This is a genomic window from Nitratireductor sp. StC3 (genome assembly GCF_003015025.1).
Lineage (GTDB): Bacteria > Pseudomonadota > Alphaproteobacteria > Rhizobiales > Rhizobiaceae > Mangrovimarina > Mangrovimarina alexandrii.
In genome coordinates, this window is sequence record NZ_PYBP01000003.1 from 332,243 (window position 1) to 358,109 (window position 25,867).

Annotated in this window: 22 protein-coding genes; 10 read left to right on the forward strand and 12 right to left on the reverse strand. The window is 66.9% G+C overall.

The features are described 5' to 3' along the window. Positions 1 to 7: 7 nt before the first annotated feature. From C7T96_RS08715 to ehuB, 8 genes are all read right to left on the reverse strand, one after another. A complete protein-coding gene (locus C7T96_RS08715) occupies positions 8 to 1,492 on the reverse strand; it encodes an NAD-dependent succinate-semialdehyde dehydrogenase (protein ID WP_106570810.1) in 1,485 nt (494 codons plus the stop codon). Positions 1,493 to 1,608: 116 nt separating this feature from the next. Then, positions 1,609 to 2,103, reverse strand: a complete 495-nt coding sequence (locus C7T96_RS08720) for an Lrp/AsnC family transcriptional regulator (protein ID WP_106570811.1) — start codon at positions 2,101 to 2,103, stop codon at positions 1,609 to 1,611. A gap of 11 nt (positions 2,104 to 2,114) precedes the next feature. Next, positions 2,115 to 3,107 (reverse strand): cyclodeaminase, encoded by a 993-nt coding sequence (locus C7T96_RS08725; RefSeq protein ID WP_106570812.1) that lies wholly within the window; start codon positions 3,105 to 3,107, stop codon positions 2,115 to 2,117. Beyond that, positions 3,097 to 4,107 carry a hydroxyectoine utilization dehydratase EutB gene (gene eutB / locus C7T96_RS08730; RefSeq protein ID WP_106570958.1) on the reverse strand — a complete coding sequence of 337 codons (1,011 nt, stop codon included), beginning with the start codon at positions 4,105 to 4,107 and terminating at the stop codon, positions 3,097 to 3,099. Before eutB ends, C7T96_RS08725 begins: the two co-directional genes overlap by 11 nt. A 56-nt stretch (positions 4,108 to 4,163) precedes the next feature. Continuing rightward, positions 4,164 to 4,940: an ectoine/hydroxyectoine ABC transporter ATP-binding protein EhuA gene (ehuA, locus tag C7T96_RS08735; RefSeq protein ID WP_106570813.1), complete on the reverse strand. Its 777-nt coding sequence runs from the start codon at positions 4,938 to 4,940 to the stop codon at positions 4,164 to 4,166. A gap of 10 nt (positions 4,941 to 4,950) precedes the next feature. Beyond that, positions 4,951 to 5,619 carry an ectoine/hydroxyectoine ABC transporter permease subunit EhuD gene (gene ehuD / locus C7T96_RS08740; protein ID WP_106570814.1) on the reverse strand — a complete coding sequence of 223 codons (669 nt, stop codon included), beginning with the start codon at positions 5,617 to 5,619 and terminating at the stop codon, positions 4,951 to 4,953. Continuing rightward, positions 5,616 to 6,287, reverse strand: a complete 672-nt coding sequence (gene ehuC, locus C7T96_RS08745; RefSeq protein ID WP_106570959.1) for an ectoine/hydroxyectoine ABC transporter permease subunit EhuC — start codon at positions 6,285 to 6,287, stop codon at positions 5,616 to 5,618. The genes ehuD and ehuC overlap by 4 nt, the downstream gene beginning before the upstream one ends. 91 nt (positions 6,288 to 6,378) lie before the next feature. Further along, entirely contained in the window at positions 6,379 to 7,224 is an 846-nt protein-coding gene (ehuB, locus tag C7T96_RS08750) for an ectoine/hydroxyectoine ABC transporter substrate-binding protein EhuB (protein WP_106570815.1), read from the reverse strand. A 193-nt stretch (positions 7,225 to 7,417) separates the two neighbouring features. On the opposite strand from ehuB, the gene doeA reads away from it, so the two are divergent. The 10 genes from doeA to C7T96_RS08800 all read left to right on the forward strand — a co-directional run bounded on the left by doeA (position 7,418) and on the right by C7T96_RS08800 (position 19,874). Next, a complete protein-coding gene (gene doeA / locus C7T96_RS08755; RefSeq protein WP_106570816.1) occupies positions 7,418 to 8,602 on the forward strand; it encodes an ectoine hydrolase DoeA in 1,185 nt (394 codons plus the stop codon). A gap of 5 nt (positions 8,603 to 8,607) precedes the next feature. After that, on the forward strand, positions 8,608 to 9,768 hold the full coding sequence (gene argE, locus C7T96_RS08760) for an acetylornithine deacetylase (protein ID WP_106570817.1): 1,161 nt from the start codon (positions 8,608 to 8,610) through the stop codon (positions 9,766 to 9,768). Further along, entirely contained in the window at positions 9,765 to 10,535 is a 771-nt protein-coding gene (locus C7T96_RS08765) for a GntR family transcriptional regulator (protein ID WP_245414101.1), read from the forward strand. The genes argE and C7T96_RS08765 overlap by 4 nt, the downstream gene beginning before the upstream one ends. A gap of 77 nt (positions 10,536 to 10,612) precedes the next feature. Then, on the forward strand, positions 10,613 to 11,731 hold the full coding sequence (locus C7T96_RS08770) for a 2Fe-2S iron-sulfur cluster-binding protein (RefSeq protein ID WP_106570818.1): 1,119 nt from the start codon (positions 10,613 to 10,615) through the stop codon (positions 11,729 to 11,731). Beyond that, the gene (locus tag C7T96_RS08775) at positions 11,728 to 14,067 is read left to right on the forward strand and encodes a mechanosensitive ion channel family protein (protein WP_106570819.1); all 2,340 of its coding nucleotides are present in this window, start codon (positions 11,728 to 11,730) and stop codon (positions 14,065 to 14,067) included. The genes C7T96_RS08770 and C7T96_RS08775 overlap by 4 nt, the downstream gene beginning before the upstream one ends. A 223-nt stretch (positions 14,068 to 14,290) precedes the next feature. After that, positions 14,291 to 15,511 (forward strand): glycosyltransferase, encoded by a 1,221-nt coding sequence (locus tag C7T96_RS08780; RefSeq protein ID WP_106570820.1) that lies wholly within the window; start codon positions 14,291 to 14,293, stop codon positions 15,509 to 15,511. Then, positions 15,508 to 16,776 (forward strand): glycosyltransferase family 4 protein, encoded by a 1,269-nt coding sequence (locus tag C7T96_RS08785; RefSeq protein ID WP_106570821.1) that lies wholly within the window; start codon positions 15,508 to 15,510, stop codon positions 16,774 to 16,776. The genes C7T96_RS08780 and C7T96_RS08785 overlap by 4 nt, the downstream gene beginning before the upstream one ends. Then, the gene (locus C7T96_RS08790; protein ID WP_106570822.1) at positions 16,773 to 17,924 is read left to right on the forward strand and encodes a glycosyltransferase; all 1,152 of its coding nucleotides are present in this window, start codon (positions 16,773 to 16,775) and stop codon (positions 17,922 to 17,924) included. The genes C7T96_RS08785 and C7T96_RS08790 overlap by 4 nt, the downstream gene beginning before the upstream one ends. 52 nt (positions 17,925 to 17,976) lie before the next feature. Continuing rightward, positions 17,977 to 19,116, forward strand: a complete 1,140-nt coding sequence (locus C7T96_RS08795; RefSeq protein ID WP_158264330.1) for a glycosyltransferase family 4 protein — start codon at positions 17,977 to 17,979, stop codon at positions 19,114 to 19,116. Beyond that, positions 19,113 to 19,874, forward strand: coding sequence for a polysaccharide deacetylase family protein (locus C7T96_RS08800; protein WP_106570824.1), 762 nt, complete (start codon positions 19,113 to 19,115; stop codon positions 19,872 to 19,874). Before C7T96_RS08795 ends, C7T96_RS08800 begins: the two co-directional genes overlap by 4 nt. Here C7T96_RS08800 and C7T96_RS08805 read toward each other — a convergent pair. The 4 genes from C7T96_RS08805 to C7T96_RS08820 are packed head-to-tail and all read right to left on the reverse strand — an operon-like array spanning position 19,868 to position 25,852. Beyond that, a complete protein-coding gene (locus tag C7T96_RS08805) occupies positions 19,868 to 21,043 on the reverse strand; it encodes an ABC transporter permease (protein ID WP_106570825.1) in 1,176 nt (391 codons plus the stop codon). The two genes, C7T96_RS08800 and C7T96_RS08805, sit on opposite strands and share 7 nt — an antisense overlap. Continuing rightward, entirely contained in the window at positions 21,040 to 22,038 is a 999-nt protein-coding gene (locus C7T96_RS08810) for an ABC transporter permease (RefSeq protein ID WP_106570826.1), read from the reverse strand. Before C7T96_RS08810 ends, C7T96_RS08805 begins: the two co-directional genes overlap by 4 nt. Positions 22,039 to 22,043: 5 nt before the next feature. After that, positions 22,044 to 23,963: an ABC transporter substrate-binding protein gene (locus C7T96_RS08815; protein WP_245414102.1), complete on the reverse strand. Its 1,920-nt coding sequence runs from the start codon at positions 23,961 to 23,963 to the stop codon at positions 22,044 to 22,046. Then, a complete protein-coding gene (locus tag C7T96_RS08820) occupies positions 23,960 to 25,852 on the reverse strand; it encodes an ABC transporter ATP-binding protein (RefSeq protein ID WP_106570827.1) in 1,893 nt (630 codons plus the stop codon). Before C7T96_RS08820 ends, C7T96_RS08815 begins: the two co-directional genes overlap by 4 nt. Positions 25,853 to 25,867 lie beyond the last annotated feature (15 nt).

Consider the following 25,867-nt stretch of genomic DNA (forward strand, 5'->3'; position numbering starts at 1 on the left):
CGGCGCCTCAATCGGTTTCGCGGCAGATATATTTGATCTCGGCATAGGCTTCCATACCGTGGCGCGAGCCCTCGCGCCCGAGGCCGGCCTGTTTGACGCCGCCGAACGGCACCGGCGCGCCGGTGATCTTGGTGCGGTTGACCGCCACCATGCCGAACTCGAGCGCCCGCGCCAGGCGCGCCGCGCGCCCGGTATCGCCGGTATGCAGATAGGCCACCAGCCCGGTCTCGGTGGCGTTGGCCCTGGCCAGAACCTCGTCCTCGGCGTCGAACGGGGCGAAGGCGGCCACCGGGCCGAACGTTTCCTCGCGAAAGATCAGCGCGTCGTCGTCGACATCGGCAAGCACGGTCGGCGCAAAGAAATTCTCGCCCGCCGGATGCGGTTCGCCCCCGGCCATCAGCCGCGCGCCGCGCGCCAGCGCGTCGGCCACCTGCTCGCGCTGCTTGGCGACCGCGCGGGCATTGATCAGCGGCCCGATATCGGGATCGGCAAGGCCCGGCCCAACGGTCAGGCGGGCCACGCGTTCGGCAAAGGCCGCCACGAAGCGCGCATAGATCGGCCGTTCGACATAAAAGCGGTTGGCGGCCAGGCAGTCCTGTCCCGAGGTGGCGAACTTGGCCGCGACGGCGCGCTCCACCGCGCGTTCGAAATCGCAATCGGCGAAGGCGATGAAGGGCGCATGGCCGCCGAGCTCCATCACCAGGCGCTTCACCGTCGGCGCCGATTGGGCGTAGAGCAGCCGTCCGATCTCGGTCGAGCCGGTGAAGGAGACGACACGCACCAGCGGCGAGGCCGTCATCGCGCCGACCACCTCGGCCGCGCGTCCGGTCAGGACGTTGAAGACGCCGGCCGGCAGCCCGGCCCGTTCGGCCAGCTCGGCCAGCGCCAGCGCCGAAAACGGCGTCTCGGACGACGGATGGGCGACCACGGTGCAGCCGGCGGCGAGCGCGGCGGCCGCCTTGCGCGTCAGCATGGCGGCGGGAAAGTTCCACGGCGTCACCAGCGCCGCCACACCGGCCGGCTGGCGGATCACCGACATCTCGGCCCCGGGAAGATGCGAGGTCACGCTTTCCACGTTGAGCCGTTTCGCCTCCTCGGCGTAGAACTCGATGAAGGAGGCGGCGTAGTCGATCTCGCCGCGCGCTTCCGACAGCGGCTTGCCCTGCTCCTCCACCATCAGCCGGGCGAGATCGTCGCGCGCCGCGCTGACCAGCTCGAACCAGCGCCGCAACACGGTGGCGCGCTCCTGCGGCAATTTCGCCGACCAGGCGGAAAAGGCGCGATGCGCGGCCGCGATCGCCGTCTCGACATCGCCTGCCGTCAGCGCCGGCACCGCGCCGATCCTGCGGCCGTCGGCGGGATCGGTGACGTCGATCGCCGTTCCCGACGCCCCGGCGACCCACGCGCCGTCGACATAGGCGAACTCGCGGAAAAGCCGCGGATCGCGCAGCGCGGACAGGGATGTCTTTTCCAGCTTGGCGACCGCGTTCATGGCAGGGCTCCTCCGTTCCGGTTGCGCCTGAAGTGTCGACCGGCGGCCGGCGAAGTTTTTCTTGAAGACCCCGCCCCGCGCAGACGGTTTTTCCGTTTTGCCCGCCCTGGGAGCGCTCATTCGTCTTCCGGGGCCGGCGGCACCAGCGCGGCGAAGGGCAGCCGCGCCGAAATCTTGACCGGCTTGGTCACGACATAGGTGAAATAGCGCGCCAGCCCGACCTGGCTTTCCAGCAACTCGTCGACCAGGCGCTGATAGGCGTCGATGTCGCGCGCGATCACCTGCAGAATATAGTCGAAACCGCCGCCGACCGCCCAGCAGGCCACGATCTCGTCGTGGCGGGCGACCGCGCGCTCGAAAATCTGGAAATGTTCGGCCCGGTGTCCCTCCAGTTCGGCCGCCATGAAGATCACGACATGCGGCGCGATCTTCTTCAGCGCCACTTCGGCCCGGTAGCCGGTGATGATGCCGGCGTTTTCGAGCCGCTTCAGCCGCTCCCAGCAGGGCGCCGCGGTCAGGTTGACGCGCCGGGCGAGCTCGGATTTCGAGATCCGCCCCTCCTCGCGCAGTATGGCGAGGATCTTCATGTCGCGATCGTCGAGTTTCAGCATGCGCACGCCATTCAGGTCGAAATCACCGTGCCCGCCCCGCCGGCGCGCGCCGCCGCCAGCGCCACGGTGGCGATCGCGGTATCCTGCGCGCCGGTGCCGGTCAGGTCGCACACCGTCACCTGCATCTCGCTTTCCCGGCCGGGCCTGGCACCGGTGACGATGTCGCCCAGTTCGCCCGGCGTGCCGCCGCGCCAAAGCCCGGCCTCGATCACGCTGCGCAACTCGCCGAGCCGTTCGCACTGGCTCACCCGGTCGGCGACGTAAAGCCCCGCCTCGACCAGCACGCGCGGCTCGATCTCGTTCTTGCCGCCCTGGTCGGAGCCCATCGCCGTCACGTGCAGACCGGGATGCAGCCAGTCGGCCAGGAAGATTGGCTCCTCGGCCGGCGTCGTGGTCACCACGAGCTGCGATTGCGCGGCCAATTCGGCCGGATCGGCGATGGCGCTGGCCTCGATGCCGAGTGCGGCCGAAATGTCGGCCGCACAGGCCGCGGCCTTGGCGCCGTCGCGCGCCCACACGAGCACACGCCGGAACGGACGCACCAGGTGAGCGGCCTGGATTTGCAGACGCGCCTGCACGCCGGCGCCGTAGACGCCGGCGGTCGTCACCGTCGCCGGCGCCAGATGCCGGGCCGCGACCGCGCCGGCGGCCGCGGTGCGCACGTCGGTCAGGTAGCCATTGTCCAGAAGCACGGCCTCGACCAGCCCGGTCTTCGCCGAAAACAGCACCATCAGCCCGTTCAGGCTCGGCAGGCCGAGCGCCGGATTGTCGAAGAAGCCGGGGCTGACCTTGATCGCGAAACCGTCGAAGCCGGGAATATAGGCGGTCTTGACGTCGACCTCGCCATTGGCGTCAGGGATCGCCATCGACAGAACCGGCGGCATCACCACCTTGCCCGAGGCGAGCGCGGCGAAAGCCCGCTCGACCGTGTCGACGGCGGCGAGATCGAGGCGCACCGCCGCGCGCAACTCGGTTTCGGTCAGGATGGTGATCTCATGCGGCATAAGGCGCTCCCGTGATGCGATAGTCGCCAAGCGTCACAGCCGCGCCGCCAATGATGGCGCTGAACACCGTCATGTCGACATTGCGGCCGGTGATGATGGTGGCGACCGGGCCGGCGAGATCGCCCAGCCTTCCGGCGATGAGGGCTGCGGCGCCGACCGCGCTCGCGCCCTCGCACACCAGCCGGTCCTCAAAATAATGCGTCTGCAGGGCGCGGTAGATGTCCTCCTCCGTCACCAGGATCACATCGTCGAGAAAATCGCGGCAAAGCCGGAACGACAGCTTGTTGTCGAGCCCGATGCCGCCGCCGAGCGAATCGGCCAGGCTCGCCACCTCCTCGACCTCGACCGGACGGCCCGCCGCCAGCGAGGCATGCATGGCGGCTCCGCGGTCCATCGATATGCCCACCACCCGCACTGACGGCTTGATCGTCTTGGCCGCCAGCGCCACCCCGCCGGCAAGCCCGCCGCCCGACAGCGGCACCAAAAGCGTCGCGAGATCGGGGCGGCGCTGCATGATCTCCAGCCCGATCGTGCCCTGGCCGGCGATCACGTGCGGGTCGTCGAACGGCGAAATCTCCGTCAGTCCCTCCTCCGCGCACAGGCGCTGGCTTTCCGCCAGCGCCTCGTCCTGGCTCCGGCCGACGATGCGCACCTCCGCGCCCAGCGCCTTGATGCCGTCGATCTTGGTCTGCGGCACCAGCGAGGACATGCAGATCACAGCCCTGATGCCGCGCGCCCGCGCCGCGAAAGCCACCCCGCGCCCGTGATTGCCGGTCGAACAGCAGGTCACGCCGCGCGTGGCGTCCTTCAGCTTGAAGACCGCGTTGACCGCGCCGCGCAGCTTGAAGGCGCCGACGGGCTGCGTCGTTTCCAGCTTGAGCAGGAATTCGCCGCCGGCGCGCGCGCCCAGATGCGGCGACGGCACCAGCGGCGTGTCGCTCGCGATGCCGTCAATGGTGCGCCGGGCCTCGAAAATATCGCAAAGGGTCAGGGAAGTCATGTCAGGATAGATCGCAACAGAAAAGACAAAGCGGCTGTCGAACAAAACCCTGCCCGCTACCCCGCCTCCAGCACGGCGCTCAGGAACTGGCGCGTGCGGTCGCTGTCGGGGTCGTTGAACAGCTTGTCGGGCGGTCCCTGCTCGGCGATCTTGCCGCCGTAGAAGAAGCAGACCCGGTCGGAGAATTCACGGGCAAAACCCATCTGGTGGGTGACCATCAGCATGGTGAGGTCGTGCTCGGCGCCCAGTTGCCGGATGACGTTGAGCACCTCGCCGACGAGCTCTGGATCGAGCGCGGAGGTCACCTCGTCGAACAGCATCACCTTCGGCCGCATCGCCAGCGCCCGGGCGATCGCCACGCGCTGCTTCTGGCCGCCCGACATCTGGATCGGGAAATGCCCTTTCTTGTCGGCGAGGCCGACCATGTCGAGCAGTTCGGCCGCGCGGCTCTCGGCCTCGTCCCTGGGCAGGCCGAGGACTGACACCGGCGCCTCCATGCAGTTCTGCAGCGCGGTCATGTGCGGAAACAGGTTGAAGTGCTGGAACACCATGCCGATCTTGCCGCGCACGCGCCGCAAATGACGCTCGCTGGCCTTCACCAGCGTGCCGTTCCTGTCCATATGGGTCAGCGGCTCGCCGTCGACCCAGATCACGCCATCATTGATGCGCTCGAGCGTCATCAGCATTCTAAGCACCGTCGTCTTGCCGGAACCCGACGGCCCGATGATCGACACTTTCTCGTTGCGCTCGATGTCGAGATTGAGCTGGTCGAGCACGGTCAGCGCCCCGTAGCGCTTGGTGACGTTTTCGAAACGGACCATCGGATCGCTCATGGCGAGGCTCCTACTGCAGATGGTAGCGGCGGTTGAGCCACAGGCTGATCATCTGGACGATCACAGAGGCGACGAGGCTGAACAGCAGATAAAGCGCGCCCGCCATGGTGATCGCCTCGATATAGCGATAGTTCTCGGCGCCGAAATTCTTGGCGCGCTGCAGCATTTCCAGGATCGCGATCGCCGCCAGGATCGGCGTGTCCTTGAACATGCCGATAAAATAATTGCCGAGGCTGGGCACGATCGGCGGGATCGCCTGCGGCAGGATGATCACCCGCCAGGCCCGCGCCGTCGACAGGTTGAGCGCGGTGCAGGCCTCCCACTGGCCGCCGTCGACATTCTCGATGCCGGCCCGGTAGCACTCCGAGCAATAGGCGGCGTAATGGATGCCCAACATGCCGATGCCGGCCGTCCAGGCCGGAATGACGATACCGAATTGCGGACCGACGAAATAGACGAAGAAGATCTGCAAAAGCAGCGGCGTCGAGCGGATGAACTCGACGATCTCGGCCATCGTGCCGGAAACGATCCGATTTTGCGATTGCCGGATCAGCGCGAAGACCAGGCCCAGCACCAGCGCGATCGCGAAGCCCAGAAACGTCGCCTGCACGGTGACGATCGCGCCCTGAAGGAGATAGGGCATCGCCTCCCTGACATACTCCCAGTCCCAGATGCTCATGCCACCGCCTCCCGGATGAAGCCGCGCGAGAAGCGGCGCTCCAGCCAGCGCACCAGCGGCGTGATGATGGCGCGGGCGATCAGGTAATACCCGAACAGCGCGACGGCGAAGAACAAGAGATAATTGCCGGTGGCGTCGGCGGCGAGCTTCGAGGCGGTGGTCAGTTCGGTAATGGTGATGAAGAAGATCAGCGACGTGCCCTTCAGCAATTCGATCAGGAGATTGCCCCAGGGCGGCAGCATGCCGCGGATCGCCTGCGGCACGATGATGCGCCGCATCATGGTCAGCCGCGGAAAGTTGAGCGCTGTCGAGGCCTCGTACTGGCCGCGATCGACGCTTTGGATCGCCGCGCGCACCAGCTCCGCCCCGTATCCCGAAACGTTCATGCCGACACCGACGATGGCCACGGTCCACGGCGACAGCGACAGACCGAAAATCGGCAGCACGAAGAACCACCAGTAGAGCTGCACCAGCATCGAGGTGCCGCGGAAGAACTCGATATAGGCCACGGCCAGCCAGCGCAGCGGCGCCAGCGTCGACACGCGGACCAGACCGACCGCCAGCCCGAGCACGATGGCCACGATCGAGGCGCCGGTGGTGACGAGCAGCGTGACCGCCGCGCCCTTGACCAGGGCAGCGACGCTGAAACCGAGGGCGAACTCGTTCATGAAGCCGATTTCCATCCCGCGTCCTCCGGCTCACCGGCCGGAAGACGCCCCGGGTTCACATCGGATACGACACGCCAAACGCGGCACCGTCTCAGCCCTTGCAGAGCTCCGCCGTCGGGGTTCCGTCGGGCAGATTGGCCTTGGAATAGCCGTAGGGCTCGACCGACTTCATCATCTCCTCGGACCCGACATACTCCTTGAGCGCGGCATTGAAGGCGTCGACCTCTTCCTGCTGGTTGGGCAGGAAGGCCAGACCGGGGTAACCGTCGATGACCGGCGGGGTGAACGGGTCGGCGAGTTCGACCGCCTCATCCTTGTCGGCGAATTCCTTCATGGTGAAGTAGGTGCCGCTGCCGGCCGCCGCGCGTCCGGCCTTGACCGCCTGCAGGATCTCGGCCGGGCCGGCGACCTGCATGATCTTGTCGTCGGCGATGCCAACATTCTTGGCGTTCTTGACGGTGTTGTAGCCGGCGCCGGTGACGAACATCAGCTCCTTGTCGCGCACGTCGTCGAAGGAATGCAGGTCCTCGGGATTGCCCTTCGGCACGAGCAGCGCGTCGGCGAACGTGCCCAGCGGCTCGGTGAACAGCGCGTTGCGGCAGCGTTCCGGCAAAATATACATGCCGCCGGTGATGATGTCGAAACGGCCGGCCTGAAGGCCCGGGATCAGAGAGCCCCATTCGGTCACCACCGGCTCGATCTTGGTCGTGCCCATCTTCTTCAGAATGTCGATGGTGATCGCGTTGACGAAACCGAGCGGCTCGTTGTTGTCGCCCGGATACGCCCAGGGAACTTCGTTCGAGAAGCCGACACGGATCGTCTCGCCGGCCTTGATCTTGTCGAGCAGGTCGCCCGCCGAGGCCGATCCGGCCCACGAACCGACCGTCAGCGCAGCGATGCCGAGCGCGACGGCGCCTTTCAGGATTGCACGTCTCATAACGATACTCCCATTGTGAGGTTCACCCATTATGCTTTTGTTGTGTACAACATCACGCCCAAGCGCAGGATGTCAACGGATTTCTGCTTTTATCAATAGTCTTGAGTATATTTTTTTGCTTGCGTGCAAATAGATGTACACATTATCGTCCGACATCGGGCGACGCCGCGCAACCGTCGCCGAGGGAGGAACCATGCCGGCCGCCGACTTACCGTTCACGCAGACCGAATATCAGCGCCGCCTGACCAAGGTGCGCGCGGCGATGGCCAAGGCCGATATCGACGTGCTTTTCGTCGAGGATCCGTCCAACATGGCCTGGCTGACCGGCTATGAGGGCTGGTCGTTTTACGTGCATCAGGGCGTGGTCGTGTTCCACGACGCCGATCCGCTGTGGTGGGGCCGCACCCAGGACGCCAACGGCGCCCTGCGCACGGTATGGATGCCAGACAGCGACGTGGCCGGCTATGCCGACCGCTACATCCAGTCGACGCGCTATCACCCGATGGAGGACCTGGCCGAGCGGCTGCGCGCGCGCGGTTACGCCGGCAAGCGCATCGGCGTCGAGATGGAGAATTATTATTACTCCGCCAAGGCGCATCTCGTGCTGACCGAAGCCCTGCCGGAGGCAACCTTTGTCGACGCCACCGCGCTGGTTAACTGGCAGCGCGCGGTCAAGTCGCCGGAGGAGATCGTCTTCATGCGCCGCGCCGCCGCGATCTCCGAAAAGATCGTCGACGGCATTCTGGCCCGCGTCGAGCCCGGCCTTCCCAAGAACGAACTCGTCGCCGAGATCTACGCCGACGCGATCCGCGGCACGGGCGAAGCCTGGGGCGACTATGCCGCCATCGTGCCGCTGCTGCCGAGCGGCGCCGACGCCACCGCGCCGCACCTGACCTGGGACGGGCGGCCCTTTTCATCCGGCGAGGCGACCTTTTTCGAGATCGCCGGCTGTTACCGGCGCTATCACGCGCCGTTCTGCCGTACCGTCTTCCTCGGCAAGCCGCCGCAGGAGATGCTGGACGCCGAAAAGGCGCTGGTGGAAGGGCTGGAAGCGGGACTGGAAGCAGCCCGGCCCGGCAATCTGGCCGGCGACGTCGCCCGCGCCCTGTTCGGGTCGCTCGAACGCGCCGGCATCGAGAAGGAAGGCCGTTGCGGCTATCCGATCGGGCTTTCCTATCCGCCCGACTGGGGCGAGCGCACGATCTCCTTCCGCCACGAGGACGAGACCGTGCTCGAGGCCGGCATGACCTTTCATTTCATGCCCGGACTGTGGATGAGCGACTGGGGTCTGGAGATCACCGAGAGCATCCTCATCCGCGACGGCGGCCCGGCCGAGTGCTTGTGCGTCCGGCCGCGCGAGCTCTTCGTCAAGGACTGAGCGCCATGGCCGATCTCGATCGCACCCGCGCGATCCTGGCCGACCTGGTCGGCTTCGCCACCGTTTCGGCGGACAGCAATCTCGACCTGATCACCTTCGCCGCCGACCTGTTGAGCAGCGCCGGGGCAACCATGTCGATCATGCGCGACGAGACCGGCGGCAAGGCCAATCTGTTCGCCACGCTCGGACCGCCCGGCGATGGCGGCATCGTGCTTTCGGGCCACACCGACGTCGTCCCGGTCGAGGGCCAGGACTGGTCGAGCGATCCCTTCCAGCTCGAAGAGCGCGACGGCCGCCTCTACGGCCGCGGCACCTGCGACATGAAGGGGTTCATCGCCTGCGCGCTCGCCATGGCGCCCGCCTTCGCCGAAACCGAACTCGCCCGTCCGGTCCATTTCGCCTTCACCTATGACGAGGAAATCGGCTGCTTCGGCGCCCGGGCGCTGGTGCGCGAACTCGCCGGCGCCGGCCTGCGGCCCGCCGTGGCCATCATCGGCGAACCGACCGGCATGGGCGTGATCGAAGGCCACAAGGGCTGTTACGAATACACGACCGAGTTCACCGGTCTCGAAGGCCACGGCTCGGCGCCCGAACGCGGCGTCAACGCCGTCGAATACGCCGTCCGCTACATCGCCCGCCTGCTCGATCTGGGCGAACAACTCAAAGGCCGCGCGCCGCAACAAAGCCGTTTCGACCCGCCCTGGACGACCGTCCAGGTGGGCCGCATCGCCGGCGGCGCGGCGCGCAACATCATCGCCGGCCAATGCGCCGTGGACTGGGAAATGCGCCCGGTCAGCACCGAGGACGCGGATTTCGTGAAGGCCGATCTCGGCGCCTATGTCGACCAGGTCCTGCGCCCGGCCATGCGCGCGGTCTCGGCCGACGCCGAGATCGTCACCCATGTGATCGGCGAGGTCGAGGGCCTGCGCACCGTGCCCGATTCGGAGGCCCGCCGCATCGTGTTCGAACTCACCGGCGAGACGCATGCCGGCGTCGTGCCGTTCGGCACCGAGGCGGGCCTGTTTCAAAGCGCCGGCATCTCGTCGGTGATCTGCGGCCCGGGATCGATCGACCAGGCCCACAAGCCGGACGAGTTCGTGGCACTCGACCAGCTCGACGCCTGCCTGGGCATGCTGGAGCGGTTGCGACGGAAGATGAGCCGATGACCGCCGTTCCGACGCTGGGCGGCCTGCCGGCCGCAGACGGCGCGATGCAGACCGGAGGGTCGCGCGAACGCATCGAGCGCATCTATGCGGTGCTGCGCAAGCGGATTTGCCTGCTCGACTACGCGCCGGGCGAACGCCTGCGCGAGGAAACGCTGGCCGACGAGTTCGACGTCAGCCGCACCCCGATCCGCCGGGTGCTCGCCCGGCTCGAGGACGAGGGCCTGCTGCGCTCCGTCCACGGCGTCGGCACCATCGTCACCGATATCGACATCGACGCGCTCGAGCAGGTCTATCAGCTGCGCGTCGAGCTCGCCGAGCTGATCGGCAAGTTGAGCCCCGTCCAGCCGGACGCGGACAAGATCGATGCCTTTCGCGCCTTGCTGGCGCGATGCGAGGCGCTGGTGGCGAGACCCGACGCGCGCGCCTTCGCCGAGATCAACATGGACTTTTTCCATCTGCTGAACTCGCTGACCGCGAACGAGCCGCTGCGCGCCATCAGCGAGTTGCTCTATTATCAAACGACCCGCATCTGGCTGAAGACCGCCTCGCGGCTGGAAAGCTACCAGGCGGTGCTCAACACCGAGATCACCATCTTTCACCGCGAGATGGCCGACATCGTCGCCGCCGTGGAGATCGGCGACCTGGAAGTCGTCGGCCATATCCGCCGCGCGCACATCTCTATGAGCTTCTTGCGGTTGCGCAACAGCGCCCACGCCGACGCGACCCGCGCGCACGACGCCGGTCACGACGCTAGTCACGACGATTGAACCGGGCGCGTGCCGCGCCTGTTGCCATGCCACCGTCATTTGCGGCAAGGTGATCGGCGGGCACGAAAGGGGGGTCGATGGCACGGCGGATCAGGATCATCAGCGGCCTGATCTTGTTCGTCTTCGTGACGATCCATCTCCTCAACGTGGCGCTCGGACTGCATTCGATCGCCCTTATGGACCGGGCCAGGCCGGTTCTCATGGGCCTGTGGTCGAACCCGCTCGGCACCGCCATATTGGCCGGGTCGATGATCGCGCACGCGGCATTGGGCCTTGTCGCGATCTACCAGCGCAACACGCTTCGCCTGTCCGCCTCCGACAGCGTCCAGCTCGTGGCGAGCCTGGCCATCGTGCCGCTGCTGACCCCGCATGTCGTCGGCACGGTCGTCGCCGCCAGTTTCGGCATCGTGCCGAGCTTCGCCCTGCTGATCCCCTATTTCTGGATCGACCAGCCCCAGGAGGGTCTCAGGCAGGTGCTGCTTCTCGCCTTTTTGTGGGTCCATGGCTGCGTCGGCGTCTACACCTGGGCGCGCATCCAGCCCTGGTGGCCGCGCATCGGGGGCTTCCTCTACCCGCTCGCCGTCGCCATCCCGGTGCTCGGCCTGCTCGGTTTCGTGGAGGCCGGAAACCAGGCGATCGCCTATGTCGACGACCCGGCCGCGTTCCCGGGCGCCATACCGCCGCTCGATCCCCCGGTCCTGACCCGCCCCTTCGACGAGATCCTGGCCCTTTTGAAGCGGATCAACTGGACCGTCTTCATCCTCTATCTGATCCTGCTGGCCGCCGTTTTCGCCGCCCGCCAGTTCCGCGTCGCCGGCAGTCACGGTCGCGCGCGCATCACCCTTGCCGGCGGGCCGGTCATGACCGGCTCCACCAGCCTGAACCTGCTCGAAATCGCCCGGCTGAACCATACGCCGATGGCCAATCTGTGCCGCGGTCGCGGGCGTTGCGGAACATGTCGCGTGCGCGTGCTTGCGACGACGGAAAAACTGCCCGAGCGCACAGAGGCGGAGGAAAAAACCCTTGCGAGGCTGGCCGCGCCGCCGGACGTCCGGCTTGCCTGCCAGCTTAAGCCTCCGGCCGGCGAGATGACGGTCGAGCGGGTATTGTCGCCGTTCCTGCGGCCGCGCGACATGCATGACCTCGAAGCGGAGGCGGCGGACGGGCCGCGCCACGGCGAGCCGAGCACGGCATGATGATGCGCTCGGCTCGTGCCCTCGCCGCCTTGCTGATGTGGTTCGCCTGCATGGCGCCGGCGGCCGGCCAGGTCACTCAGCCGGCAGCGCAGACTGAGGCCCAGGACGAGGCCGTCGGAGAGCCCTCCGCCAACGATGTCCAGGAATTGCTGCGCATTCTCGGCGATCCGCGCGTCGTCGAATGGCTCAAGACCCGCCTTGCCGATCTGCCGCAGCCGGAAACGGCGAACCGGTCGCTGCGCGCCGAGATCGAGGACCGGCTGAAGGCGGCCCGCCGGCGCATCGCCGAATTGGGCGCGGCCTGGTCCAATTTTCCTTATCTTCCCGATGTGCTCGCAGAGGCCTGGCGCGCGCAGCTCGAGCGCGGTGCGGCGCTGCGCAGCCTCACCTATGTGATCGTCTTCCTGTTTATCGGCGGCGGACTGGAATGGCTGTTCTGGCAATATTTCCATCCGGTTCTGCTGCGCATCGAACACACACCGCCGCACAGCCTTGCCCAGCGCCTGCGCGGGGCGGGCGGCCGCCTGCTGCTCCAGGCAAGCGGCCTGCTGCTGTTCGCACTCGGCAGCATCGGCACGTTTTTGAGCTTCGGCTGGCCGGCCTTTTTGGAGCGGGTGGTCGTCAGCGTGCTGTTGACGGTGATCGGCATCCGCGCGCTCGCCATGCTGTCGCGCTTCATCCTCGCCCCGCGCAACGCCCAGTTGCGGCTGGTGCCTCTCGAAACACCGATGGCCGCGCGCATCCATCGCTGGCATCTGGTGGTGGCCGTCGTGTTCGCCAGCGCGATGATGCTGTCCGACACGTTCGCCTTCCTGGCGCAGGGCCCGTCGGGCTCGCCGCAGGCCGTCAATGCCGCGCTCGCCGTCGCCGTCGTGCTCGGCGCCGGCGCCACGGCGGCGGTGATCGCCATGGTTTGGACGTTGTCGCGCGGGCTGGCCCGCGACCACGCACCGCCGGCAGGGGCCGCGCGGCGTTTCGAAACGGCCCGCCTGCGTGTCCAGCCGACGGTGATCAGCGTTGTCGTCCTCCTCGCCTATCTGTTGTGGGTCTTCGACGCCCACGAATTGATGTGGACCGTGCTGGTCCTCGGCATGTTCGTGCCGGCCGCGCGGCTGATCCGGGTGATGGCCGACCATTTCGTCGACCGCGCCGAGCAAAGCGCAAGAGAAGACGCACCCGTCGCGCAGCAGGCCGACGCCGCCGGGCCAGACGACGCGAGACCGGAAGAACCCGCCGACGGCGCGGTCGCAGACGCCCCCTCGGACGCGCGCGACCCGGCCCAGGCCGAAGACGAGCGCTACGCCATCTATCGGCCGCTGATCCACCGCGTCGCCCGGTTTGCCCTGGCAGGCCTGGCGCTGCTGGTGCTGGCGGCCGCCTGGAACACCAATATCGCCGCCTTGTCGGACTCGCCGCGCTTCGCCGGGCGTCTGGTCAAAATCGCCATCGACATCGCCGCCGCCGCGCTGATCGCCGATCTGGTCTGGGGCTGGGCCAAGACCGCGATCGACCGCCGCATGGCGGGTTACGTCGCCCCGCCGCCCGGCGAACCGCCGGGCCCCGAAGCGCGCATGGCCACGCTCCTGCCCTTGACGCGCAACATTCTTCTGGTCGCCCTGATCGCGCTCGTCGGCCTGACGGCGCTCTCCTCGCTCGGCGTCAACATCGCGCCGCTGATCGCCGGGGCCGGCATTCTCGGCGTCGCGATCGGCTTCGGCGCGCAATCGCTGGTGCGCGACATCGTGTCGGGCATCTTCTTCCTGATCGACGATGCTTTCCGGGTCGGCGAATATGTCGAGATCGGCGACCTGCGCGGCACGGTCGAATCGATGTCGCTGCGCTCGATGCGCGTGCGTCACCATCGCGGCGCCGTGCATACGATTCCGTTCGGCGAACTGAAATCGCTGACCAATTACAGCCGCGACTGGGTGATCATGAAGCTGGAGTTCAGGGTTCCCTTCGACACCGACCTCAGACTGGTCAAGAAACTGGTCAAGAAGGTCGGTGCCGAGCTCCAGGCCGACGAAAATTACGGCCACTATTTGATCGAACCGTTGAAATCCCAGGGTGTGCGCCGCATGGAAGAGTTCAACATGGTCGTCGGCGTCAAATTCATGGCCAAACCCGGCGCGCAATGGGTGATCCGCCGGGACGCCTACCAGAAACTGCGCGACACGTTCGAGGCCAACGGCATCAACTTCGCCCAACGCAACGTCAAGGTGGAGGTGTTGTCCGATCGTCCCCTGTCGGCGGAGGAAAAGGAAGCCGTCACCGGTGCCGCGCAGGACGCGATCGACCCGCCCCGCCAGCAACAGCCGACCCCCGACGAGCCATGAGCCCGAAACGCGCCGATTTGACCATTCGGACAAAAACCTCGATGCCAAACCTTGAAACGGCGGCTGCGAATGGTCACTTGGCGCGGGAACCAGGTCGGATCGAAGCGTCCGCGGCAGCGGGAAAAAAGGTTCGTTTGGCCGAGCGCGCGAGCGTTTCGTTGCGCTTAAGAGTTATATCGCCTATCACCAGCTAATCGTTGGTGGCGAACCTTCCGGGCTGTGCATGAACCCGTTCGACAAGTTCAAAGTGCTCATGTACAGCCATGACACCTTCGGCCTGGGGCATTTGCGCCGTAGTCGGACCATCGCGCACGCACTCGTCTCCCATTTCCGCAACGTCGAAGTGTCGATTATTTCCGGGTCCCCGGTGGTTTCGGCCTACCCGTTCGAGGACCGCGTCGACTACGTGCAGATTCCGGCCGCGCACAAACTCTCCGACGGCTCCTACGTCTCCGGCAGCACCACCTCCACCTTCGACGACACCATCCGCCAGCGCGAAGCGCTGATCGACGAGGCGGCCGACCGGATCGATCCGCAACTGGTCATCGTCGACAAGGAGCCGCTTGGCTTGGCGCGCGAGATGCTGCCGGCCTTGCAGCGGCTCAAAGACCGCGGCGCCACCACGGTGCTGGGCCTGCGCGACGTTCTCGACGCGCCGGAGCTTTTGCGCGAGGAATGGGCCCGCAAGCACATTCTCGACCATCTCGAAGCCCTCTACGACGAGATCTGGATCTACGGGCCGGGCAGCTTCTACAATCCGCTCGCCGGCATTGACCTGTCCGAGGCCGTGCTCTCGCGCACGCGCTATACCGGCTTCCTGCCGCGGGCGCTGCCCGAGACCGGCGACGCATCCAACGACTATGGCAGCGGCTACGTGCTGGTGACCGCCGGCGGCGGCGGCGACGGCTACGACCTGATGGCCGCCGCGCTCAACGTCATCAAGCAGGGGCTTTGCGGCCACCTGTCCTTCCTGTTCGTGCTCGGCCCGTTCATGACCGACGGGCAGCGCTTCGAGATCATGGCGCGCGCCTCGGGCGTTGCGAATGTGCGCGTCGTCGACTTCGACGCCAATCTCGAACAGATCGTGGCCAATGCGCGCGCGGTGATCGGCATGTGCGGCTACAACACGTTTTGCGAGGTGATGTCGTTCGACAGGCCGGCGCTGTTCGTTCCGCGCACCGCGCCGCGCCGCGAACAGTCGATCCGCGCCCACCGTGCCGAGGAATTCGGCTGGGTCGACGTGCTCGACATCGAAAGCGCCAAGAACCCGCACCGCTTCCTGGCCGCGATCGACCGGCTGCTGGAGCGCGCGCCGCCATCGGCGGCCGTTGCCCGCCCCGACATGGACGGCCTCAACCGCATCTGCGCATTGTCGGAAATCCTGCTCGACCGCCGGCGCGAGGCCGCCACCGCCACGGCCTCGCTCAGGGCCGCCAGCCTATGAATTCACACATCGCCGTCGTCCTGAAATGCTATCCGCGCCTGTCGGAGACGTTCGTGGCGCAGGAATTGCTCGAACTCGAGCGCGCCGGCTTCCGTCTCACGCTGGTTTCGCTGCGCCACCCGACCGACAAGAAGACCCACCCGATCAACGACGAGATCCGCGCGCGGACCCTCTATTTGCCGGAATATCTCCACCACGAGCCCGGCCGCGTGTTGGCGGCCTGGCGCAAGGTACGCCGCCTTCCGGGCTATCGGCAGGCGCGCAACAATTGGCTGCGCGACCTGCGCCGCGATCCGAGCGCCAACCGCATTCGTCGCTTCGGCCAGGCACTGGTCTTCGCCGCCGAGTTTCCCCAGGACGCGGCCTGGATCTACGGCCATTTCCTGCACACCCCGTCCTCGGTCGCCCGGTATGCGGCCGAGATGCGGCAAATGCGCTGGAGCGCCTCGGCTCACGCCAAGGATATCTGGACCTCGCCGGATTGGGAGATTCAGGAAAAGCTCGCCGCCAGCGACTGGACCGTCACCTGCACGGCGGGCGGCGCGCGCCACCTCAAAAGCCTCGCCGACGACCCCGACAAGGTGAGCCTCGTCTATCACGGCATCGATCTGTCGCGCTTTTCGCCGCCAGCGGCGCCCGCCTACGCCCGCGACGGCTCCGACCCGCGAGACCCCGCGCGCATCCTGTCCGTCGGCCGGGCGGTGACCAAGAAGGGGCTCGACACGCTCGCCGCCGCGCTCGCCCGCCTGCCCGCCGACTTGAACTGGCACTGGACCCATATTGGCGGCGGCGAATTGAGCGAGGCGCTGAAGGCGCAGGTGGCCGAACTCGGGCTTGCCGGGCGGGTCAGCCTGCACGGCTCGATGCCGCAACGCGAGGTGCTGGCCGAGTACCGCAAGGCGGACCTGTTCGTGCTGCCCTGCCGGATCGCGCCGAACGGCGACCGCGACGGACTGCCCAACGTGCTGGTGGAGGCGCAAAGCCAGGGCCTGGTCTGCGTTTCGACGCCCGTCTCCGGCATTCCCGAACTGATCCTCGACGGCGAAACCGGCTTTCTGGTCGCCCCCGACGAGCCGGAGCCGCTCGCCGTCACGATCGAAACCCTCATTCGCGACCCGGGCCTGCGCCGACGCATCGGCGAGGCGGCCGAGCACCGCGTGCGCACGGCGTTCGACCATCGCGGGGCGATCGGACGCCTGATCGCACGTTTCGTGGCCTCCGGCGTCGCGCCGGCCAAACCGTCCGCGGAGAAAATCGCCTCGTGACCAAAAAGGTCTTCTTCTACGTCCAGCACCTGATGGGCGTTGGCCATGTCTTCCGGGCCGCGCGCATCGTGCGCGCCCTGGTCGCGGCCGGCTTCGAGGTCGATCTCGTCTTCGGCGGCGTGCCCATCCCCGATTTCGACAGCGGCGCGACGCGGACCCATTTTCTGCCGCCGGTGCGCGCCGGCGAGGCCGTTTTCAACAAGCTGGAACTGCCGGACGGCACGCCGGTCGACGACGCCTGGAAGGACCGGCGGCGCGACATCCTGCTCGACCTGTTCGAGCGCACCCGGCCCGACATCGTGCTCACCGAGGCGTTTCCGTTCGGCCGGCGCCAGATGCGCTTCGAGCTGCTGCCGCTGATGGAAGCCGCACGGGCGCGCAGGCCAAAGCCGCTGATCGCCGCCTCGATCCGCGATATTCTCCAGGCCAACACCAAGAAGCCGGAACGCGACCACGAGGTGGTCGAGATTATCCAGTCCTATTTCGACCATGTCCTGGTTCACGGCGACCCGGCCTTCACGCGTCTCGACGACACGTTCCGCCTGACCGGCGAGATCGCCGACAAGGTCTTCTATACAGGCCTCGTCGCGCCCGAACCGCCGCCCCCCGCGCGCCGGCGCGCCGGGGTTGTGGTGTCGGTCGGCGGCGGCGCGCTCGGCCACACCCTTCTCAGGACCGCGCTGCAGGCCAAGCCGCTGTGCAGCCTGCGCGACGAGCAATGGACGGTGATCACCGGCCTGAGGACCAGCGAGGCCCAGAAGGCGGAATTGAGCGCGCTCGCCTCCGGAAGGCTCGAATTCCTGTCCTTCGTGCCCGACCTGCCCGCCCTTCTCGCCGCCGCCAGACTGTCGATCTCGCGGGTCGGCTACAACACCGTGGCCGACATCTACGCCGCCGGCTGCCGGGCGGTGGTGGTGCCCTTGTCGGACGGCATCGAGACCGAACAGATCACCCGCGCCGCGCTGATGGGGCGCTCCGGGCTCGCCGAAGCCGTCGCCCATACCGACGAAACGCCGGACGGGATCGCGGCCGCCATCGACCGTGCGATTGAAGCGCCTGTGCCCGACCGCGCCGCGATCCGCCTTGACGGCGCCGCGGAAACGGCGCGGCTCCTTGCCCGCTTCGCCGCCGCGCCCGCGCCGGCGTGACACGGCCACACGGCTTGACCGCGCCGCCGCCTTCTCTCTAGCGTCGATGCCTATGCCCGCAAAAATCGCCTTTTACGCGCCCTTGAAATCGCCCGATCACCCGATCCCGTCGGGCGATCGCGAGATCGCCCGCGCGATGATGAAGGCGCTGCGCCTGGCCGGCTACCAGGTGACGCTCGCCACGGAAACGATCTCCTATCAAAAGCGCCCCTCGTCCACGCTGTTTTGCGAACGCCGGGCCGCGTGCGAGGCCGAGCGCGACCGGCTGCTCGGCGCCTGGTCGCACACGCCGGCGACCGCGCCCGATCTGTGGTTCACCTATCACCCCTATTGCAAGGCCCCGGACTGGATCGGGCCGGCCGTGTCCCAGGCGTTCGGCATTCCCTACGTGACGGCCGAAGCCTGCCGCACCCGCCAGGCAACCGACGCCGACTGGGCAGAGGCACGCGCCGCCGTCCAGGCCGCCGTTGCGGGCGCCGCCGCGAATTTCTGCCTCAAACCCTCGGACCGGGCCTATCTGGAGAGTTTTCTCGACGATCCCGGCATGATCGTCCCCCTGCCCCCCTTCATCGAGACGGCCGCGCAGGCACCGCAGGCACCGCCGCCCGTTCCCTTCGGCGACGACGCGCCGCTGCTGCTGGCCGTCGGCATGATGCGGCCCGGCGCCAAGATGGCCTCCTACCGGGCCCTGGCCACGATCCTGTCGGGCCTCGCCGCGCGCCGCTGGACCCTCGTCGTCGTCGGCGACGGTCCCGGCCGCGCCGACGTCGAGGCGATGTTTTCCGAGCTGCCCGCCGGCCGCGTTTTTTTCGCCGGCGCGCTGCCGAAACCCGAAGTCGCCGGCTGGATGGGCGCGGCCGACATTTTCGTCTGGCCGGGGCTCGGCGAGGCGTTCGGCATGTCCTATCTCGAGGCACAGGCGCTCGGCCTGCCGGTCGCCGCCTACGCCGCCGCCGGCGTGCCGGTCGTTGTCACGCCCGCAAGCGGTCTGCTCGCCCTCGAAGGCGACGTCGAGGCCTTTCGCGCCAATCTCGCCCGCCTCATCGACACGCCCGCGCTCCGGCAGGCGATCGGCGCCGCCGGGCGCACCAACGTCGCCGAGCACCATTCGATCGAAGCGGCCGCGCGGCTGTTCAAACACACGCTCGACCCGTTTCTTCCACGCACGCGCGAAACGGCGCGGGCGCGATGAGCCCCTTCGCCGAGCTCGACGACGAACTGGCGCGCTGGGCCGGCGAGGGTCTCGCGCCGCGCCTGTTCTTGCGCGACGACGACGCCACCCGTCCCTCCCCGGCGCTCGACCGGCTGATCGCGCTTGCCAGGCGGCACCGGGCGCCGGTCCTGCTCGCAATCATTCCGGCCGACGCGACGCCGGCGCTCGCCGAGCGCATCGCCATGGACCCCCTGGTGACGCCCTGCGTCCACGGTTATGCCCATCGCCGCCACACGCCCGACACCGAAAAGGCGGTCGAACTCGGCGGCGACCGCGACGTCGACGAGGTGCTGGCCGAGTTGCGCGCCGGGCGCGCCCGGCTGCAAGAGCTGTTCGGTTCCCGGCTCTCCGGCATTCTGGTGCCGCCCTGGAACCGGATCGCGCCGGCGGTGGCCGCCCGCGTCCACGAAGCCGGATTTCGCGCGCTCTCGACCCATGGCTGGCGCCCGACAGGCACGCGCTTGCCCGAACTCAACACCCATGTCGACATCGTCGACTGGCATGGCGGCCGCAAGGGTCGCCCGCTCGACTGGACGATCGCCGAGACGCGCCGCCGGCTCGGCGAGGCGCGCGCGCGCGGCGGCCTGCCGGTCGGCATCCTGTCGCATCATCTCGTCCATGACGACGACGCCTGGGCGACGCTCGACGGCCTGCTGTCCTACCTCACCGAAGACAAGGGACTGGCTTTCCGCAACGCCGACGATCTCGCCGCCGTGCTGCCTCCCCCCGCTCAGTGATAGGGGTCGGCGGCGTCGCGCAGGCCGTCGCCGAGGAAGTTGAAGGCCAGGATCACCAGGATCACCGGCACGACCGGCAGGATCAGCCACGGATAGAGCGCGACCACGTTGATGTTTTGGGCCTCGTTGAGCAGCACGCCCCAGCTCGTCACCGGCGGGCGCAGGCCGAGGCCGAGAAAGCTCAACGCCGTTTCGCCCAGGATCATGGTCGGGATGGTGATGGTCGCCGAGGCGATCAGATGGCTCATGAAGCCGGGGATCAGGTGGCGGAAAATCACCCGCGTCGGGCTCGCCCCCATCAGCTCCGCCGCCACCACATATTCCTCCTCGCGCAGCGACAGCAGCTTGGAGCGCACGGCGCGCGCCAGCCCCGTCCAGTCGATCAGGCCCAAAATGATGGTGATGCCGAAATAGACCAGGATCGGACTCCAGGTCACCGGCATGATTGCCGCCAGCGCCAGCCACAGCGGAATGCTCGGCAGGCTTTGCAGCACCTCGATCACGCGCTGCACGATATGGTCGACCCAGCCGCCGTAATAGCCGGCCGCGCCGCCGATCGAAATGCCGAGGACGAAGCTGACGGTGATGCCGATCAGGCCGATGGTCAGCGAGATACGCGTGCCGTAGATCATGCGCGACAGCACGTCGCGTCCGAGCCTGTCCGTGCCGAGCAGGAACACATCGCCCCCCTCGGCCGGGCAGAACAAGTGTACGTCGCTCTCCCACATGCCCCAGAAGCGGTAGCGGTCGCCGCGGCAGAAGAAGCGCAATTTCTGAACCTGGGACGTGTCGGCGGTGTATTCGCGCTTCAGCGTCTCCATGTTGAGCTCGAATTTGGTGCCGTAGACGAACGGACCGACAAACGCGCCCTCATGGAACAGATGCACGCTCTGAGGCGGCATGTAGATCGCGTTGACGTTGCGGCTTTCCAGATTGTAGGGCGCCAGAAACTCGCTGATCAGGATCGAGGCGTAAAGCAGCACCAGAAAGATGCCCGAGACGACCGCCGCGCGGTGGCGGCGGAACTTCCACCACATCAGGCGCAGTTGCGAGGCCAGATAGATGCGCTCCTGCGCCGGCGTCAGTTTCTCCGTCACCTCGGGGTCGAAGGCGGTCTGCGAAACGAAATGCTCGAGCGGTCCGCCGTCCGGCGGCAGGGGAGACGTCATCGCCGGCGTCCCTCCTGCAGCCTGATCCGCGGATCGAGAATGGCAAGCGCGATGTCGGAGATCAGCACGCCGATCACCGTCAACGTCGCCAGGAACATCAGGAACGATCCGGCCAGATACATGTCCTGGCTCTGCAGGGCGCGGATCAGCAGCGGCCCGGTCGTCTCCAGCGACAGCACGATCGCCACCACCTCCGCGCCGGAGATCACCGCCGGCAGGATACTGCCGATGTCGGCGATGAAGAAGTTGAGCGACATGCGCAGCGGATATTTCAGCAGCGCCCGCAGCGGCGGCACGCCCTTGGCGCGGGCGGTCACGACATATTGCTTCTGCAGCTCGTCGAGCAGGTTTGCCCGCAGCCGGCGGATCATGCCGGCCGTACCCGCCGTGCCGATGACGATCACCGGGATCACCATATGCTCGGCCATCGACCGGAATTTGGCCCAGCTCATCGGCTGGTCGATGAAGCGGGCGTCCATCAGATGGCCGATCGAGGTGCCGAACCACACATTGGCGAGGTAAAGCAGGATCAGCGCCAGCAGGAAGTTCGGTGTCGCCAGGCCCAGAAGGCCGATGAAGGTCAGTCCGTAATCGCCCCAGGAATATTGGTGCGTCGCCGAATAGATGCCGATCGGAAACGCGATCAACCAGGTGAAGATGATCGTCACCATCGAGACCACGATGGTGAGATAGAGCCGGTTTCCGACCACGTCGCTAACCGGAAGCTCATATTCGAACGAATAGCCGAAATCGCCCTGCAGCATGCCGCCGACCCAGGTGAAGTAGCGTTCGAGCAGCGGCTTGTCGAAACCGTATTGTTCCTTGAGATATTCGATCTTCTTCGGATCGACCGTCTCACCCTGCGCCTGCAGTTCGGCGACATAGGTCTCGAAATAATCGCCCGGCGGCAGTTCGATGATCAGGAACACCAGCGCGCTGATCAAGAACAGCGTCGGGATCGCGGCCAGCAGTCGGTAGACGATGTAACGCAGCAACCGGCCTAATCCCCTGCCGAGAACCAGAACGTGTCCGGCATGTAGACCCCGAAATAGGCGACCGGAGAAAACGCGTAAATGCCTTTGTCGGGCACGTTCTGCAACGTGTCGCGCACCACCACCGGCTGCAGCACCCCGTTGACCGTGCCGATCGTGTAGACCTGGTCGGTATAGATCTCCAGCATCTCGTGCCAGATCGCCCGGCGCTCCTCGGTCGTCGACGACACCCGCCAGGACTGGAACAGTTCGTGCAGGCGCAGCGCCTTCGGTTCGTCAACCATCTCCCCCGCCTTGCCGCCGGTCTCGACATATTGGCCCCATTGCGGCCAGATGCCTTGCACCGACGAAACCGGCGCCAGTTCCTCCGGCGGCATGTCGGCGGTGGCGAGCCCGACATTCAGGCCGCTCCATACCGACATCTGCGTGTCGCCGGCCAGGAACCGGCGGCGTAGATTGTCGAGCTGCATGGAGCGCGGGAACACCTTGATGCCGATCTTGCCCCAATATTCGCCGACGAGCTGGGTGACGTCGGATTCCTCGGTGCCGCCCGCCAGTTCGACGATCAGTTCGGCCGGGCGGCCGTCCGGCAGCCGGCGCACGCCGTCGCCGCCGCGCTCCAGCCCGATCTCGTCGAGCAGCCGGTTGGCGAGGTCGGGATCGTATTGCGCCCAGGCCTGGTCGTATTCCGGCCGGAACAGCGGCGAGGTGTCGAGCACCGTGTTGGCCGCCGGATGCGCCAGGCCGAAATAGAATTGCTGGTTGATCTCCTCGCGGTGGATCGCCACCGACAGCGCGCGGCGGAACCGCACGTCGCGAAAGAGCGTGCGCCAGACCGGGTCGCTGACGTTGAGGTTCGGCAGATAGGCGACCTGCGAACCGTCGCCGTCGCGCCACAGCTTGACCTGGTAGCCGTGCGCCTGGCTGGCCTGCTTCAGAAAAGTGTAGTTGTCGAAGCGCAGATAGCGGGCCTGCAGGTCGCTGTCGCCGCTGCCGGTCTTGGCCGGAATGATGTCGGCCGAGCTGATGCCCATGAAGATCTCGTCGATATAGGGCAGTTGCCGGCCGGACTTGTCGACCCGGTGATAATAGGGATTGCGCTTGAAGATGAAGCGTTCGGCCGGCGGCGGCGTGGTGTTGACCCAGGGTTCCAGCGACGGCAGGTCCGGGTTTTCCGGCCGGTAGGCGCGCGCCCGGATCGTGTGCAGCGCCACCCAGTCGCGTACGCCGGCCTCGGCGACCTTGGCATCGAGTTCGGCCTTGTCGGTATATTTTTGGTGGAACTGTTTCAGATAATGCGCCGGCACGGCGATGTAGTTCGGGCTGCCGCCGGCGAGCGACGGCAGGAATTGCGGGTTGGGTTTCGACCAGGTGTAGCGAACCGTCTGCTCGTCGATCACCTCGAATTCCGGCGGCTCCCCGTCGACCAGCATGACCTGCGAGGGCCCTGCCCGCGACAGATCCTCGTTGGTCTCGACCTCCTCCCAGGAATAGCGAAAGTCCTCGGCCGTGAACGGATGGCCGTCGGACCAGCGGTGGCCCGGCCGCAGCTTCAAGGTGAAGATGCGGCCTTCCTCGACTTCGAAGCTCTCCAGGATGTCCGGCACGAGGTCCAGCTTCTCGTCGAAGCCGACCAGCCGCGCATAGCCGTAGATCGTCATCATGCGGATGTCCTTGGACTGGGCCATCAGCATGGTCAGCGTGCCGCCGTAACGCCCTTCGCTGCGGCCGAGCGCGGCAAGGTCGATCACGCGCGGCGTGTCCGGCAGCCTTTCGGCCATCGGCGGCAGGGCGCCGCTTTCCACCGCCTGTTTAAGCGCCGGCGGCTCCTGCGCCAGCACCGGCGCACCAGCAAGCGCGCACGCGACGATCAGGCCGGCCATGCAGGCCGACAGGCCCATGCGGCGGACGAGAGCTGAAACGGTCATGCTGGTATCCTCTCCCGGGATGGCAGCGAACGGGCAAGCACCCAATGGTCCTCGGCAACCGGCACGAGCCGCAGCGGGTCGCCGTTTACGCCCGGCTTGAACTCGTCCGGCCAGTCCCGCGCGGGGTCATGGGTGTCGCCGTCGTGATGTGAGAAGTCGAGCTTGCGATCGAGGCGAATGGTGGGTACGGCCGCAAGCAGGCTTTTGGTGTAGGGGTGGACGGGCCGCGCAAACAGCGTCTCGACATCCGCGACCTCGACGATGCGGCCCCGTCGCATCACCGCGATCCGGTCGGCGATATACTTGACCACCGCCAGATTGTGGGAGATGAAGATCATCGTCAGGCCGAGATTTTTCTGCAGATCCTTCAAAAGATTGAGGATTTGCGCTTGCACGGAGACATCCAGCGCCGAGACCGGCTCGTCGCAGATCAAAAGGTCGGGCGACAATGCGAGCGCGCGCGCAATGCCGATCCGCTGGCGCTGGCCGCCGGAAAAACTGTGCGGATAGCGGTTCAACTGGCTGGTCTGCAGCCCGACCAGCGCCATCAGCTCCGCCGCGTTGCGGCTGTTGGCCTTGCCGCTCGCGACGCCGTGGATTTCCAGCGGTTCGCTCAGCGTGTTGAGGATCGTCGAGCGCGGGCTGAGTGAACCGAACGGGTCCTGGAAAACGATCTGGATGCGCTTGCGGAACGCCTTCAGCGCGTGCCCTTCAAGGTCCAGCACGTCGCAGGCGTCGGTTCCGTTGTCGAACCGGATCGTGCCGCTATCGGCTTCGATCGCCCGCATGATCAGCTTGCTGATGGTCGACTTGCCGCAACCGCTTTCGCCCACGATGCCGAAACACTCGCCAGGCATGACGTCGAAGCTGACATCGTCGACGGCGAGCGTGCGCGTGCTCGCGCCGCCGAACCAGCGCCCCGCCTTGCCGACATAGCTCTTCGACAGGTTGCGCACGCGCAGCAACGGTCCGTCGATGCGTGAAAAATCGCGGGTCTGGCCCTTCATCGAGCTCGGGATCACCGGGGTACTGTCGCGCAGGGCGACGAGCTTCTGGTTGCGGTCCATATCCAGGTCCGGCACCGCCTTCATCAGCGCGCGTGTATAGGCATGGCCGGGCGCCTTGAAGATCGCCTCCAGCGGCCCGGCCTCCACGACTTCGCCGTGATAGATTACCACCACCTCGTCGGCCATGTTGGCGACCACGCCCAGATCGTGGGTGATCAGAAGCAGCGACATACCGAGTTTGGCCTGCAGCGACTTCAAAAGCCCGAGCACCTGGGCCTGCACCGTGACGTCGAGCGCGGTCGTCGGCTCGTCGGCGATCAGCAGGGCCGGCCGGCAGATCAGCGCCATCGCGATCATGGCGCGCTGGCGCAGCCCGCCCGAAAGCTCCATCGGATACATGTCGTAGGCGCGCTCCGGATCGGGAAATCCGACCAGGTGCAACATTTCCTGCGTCGTCGCGCGCGCCTCGGTGCCGGCGATTTGGCGATGCAGGACAAGCGCCTCCTCGACCTGATGGCCGACCTTGTGCAGCGGCGACAGCGACGTCATCGGTTCCTGGAAGACGATGGCGATACGCCCGCCGCGCAAGGCCCGCATCTCGGCGCTGTCGGCGTCGAGCGCGGCGATGTCGCACTCGTCGTCCGGTCTCAGCGGATCGCGAAACCGGATATGCCCGCCGGTGATGCGGGCCACGCGCGGCAGAATGCCCAGAATGGATTGGGCGATGATCGACTTGCCCGATCCGGACTCGCCGACGAGCGCAACCGTCTTGCCGGCGGGGATGCGAAAGCTCGCATTCTTCACCACCTCCAGACTGGTATCCTGGATCGCGATCGAGATGCTGAGGTTCTCGACGCGCAGCAGGTCTTTGTTCGCGCTCACGCCCGATTCCCCCGA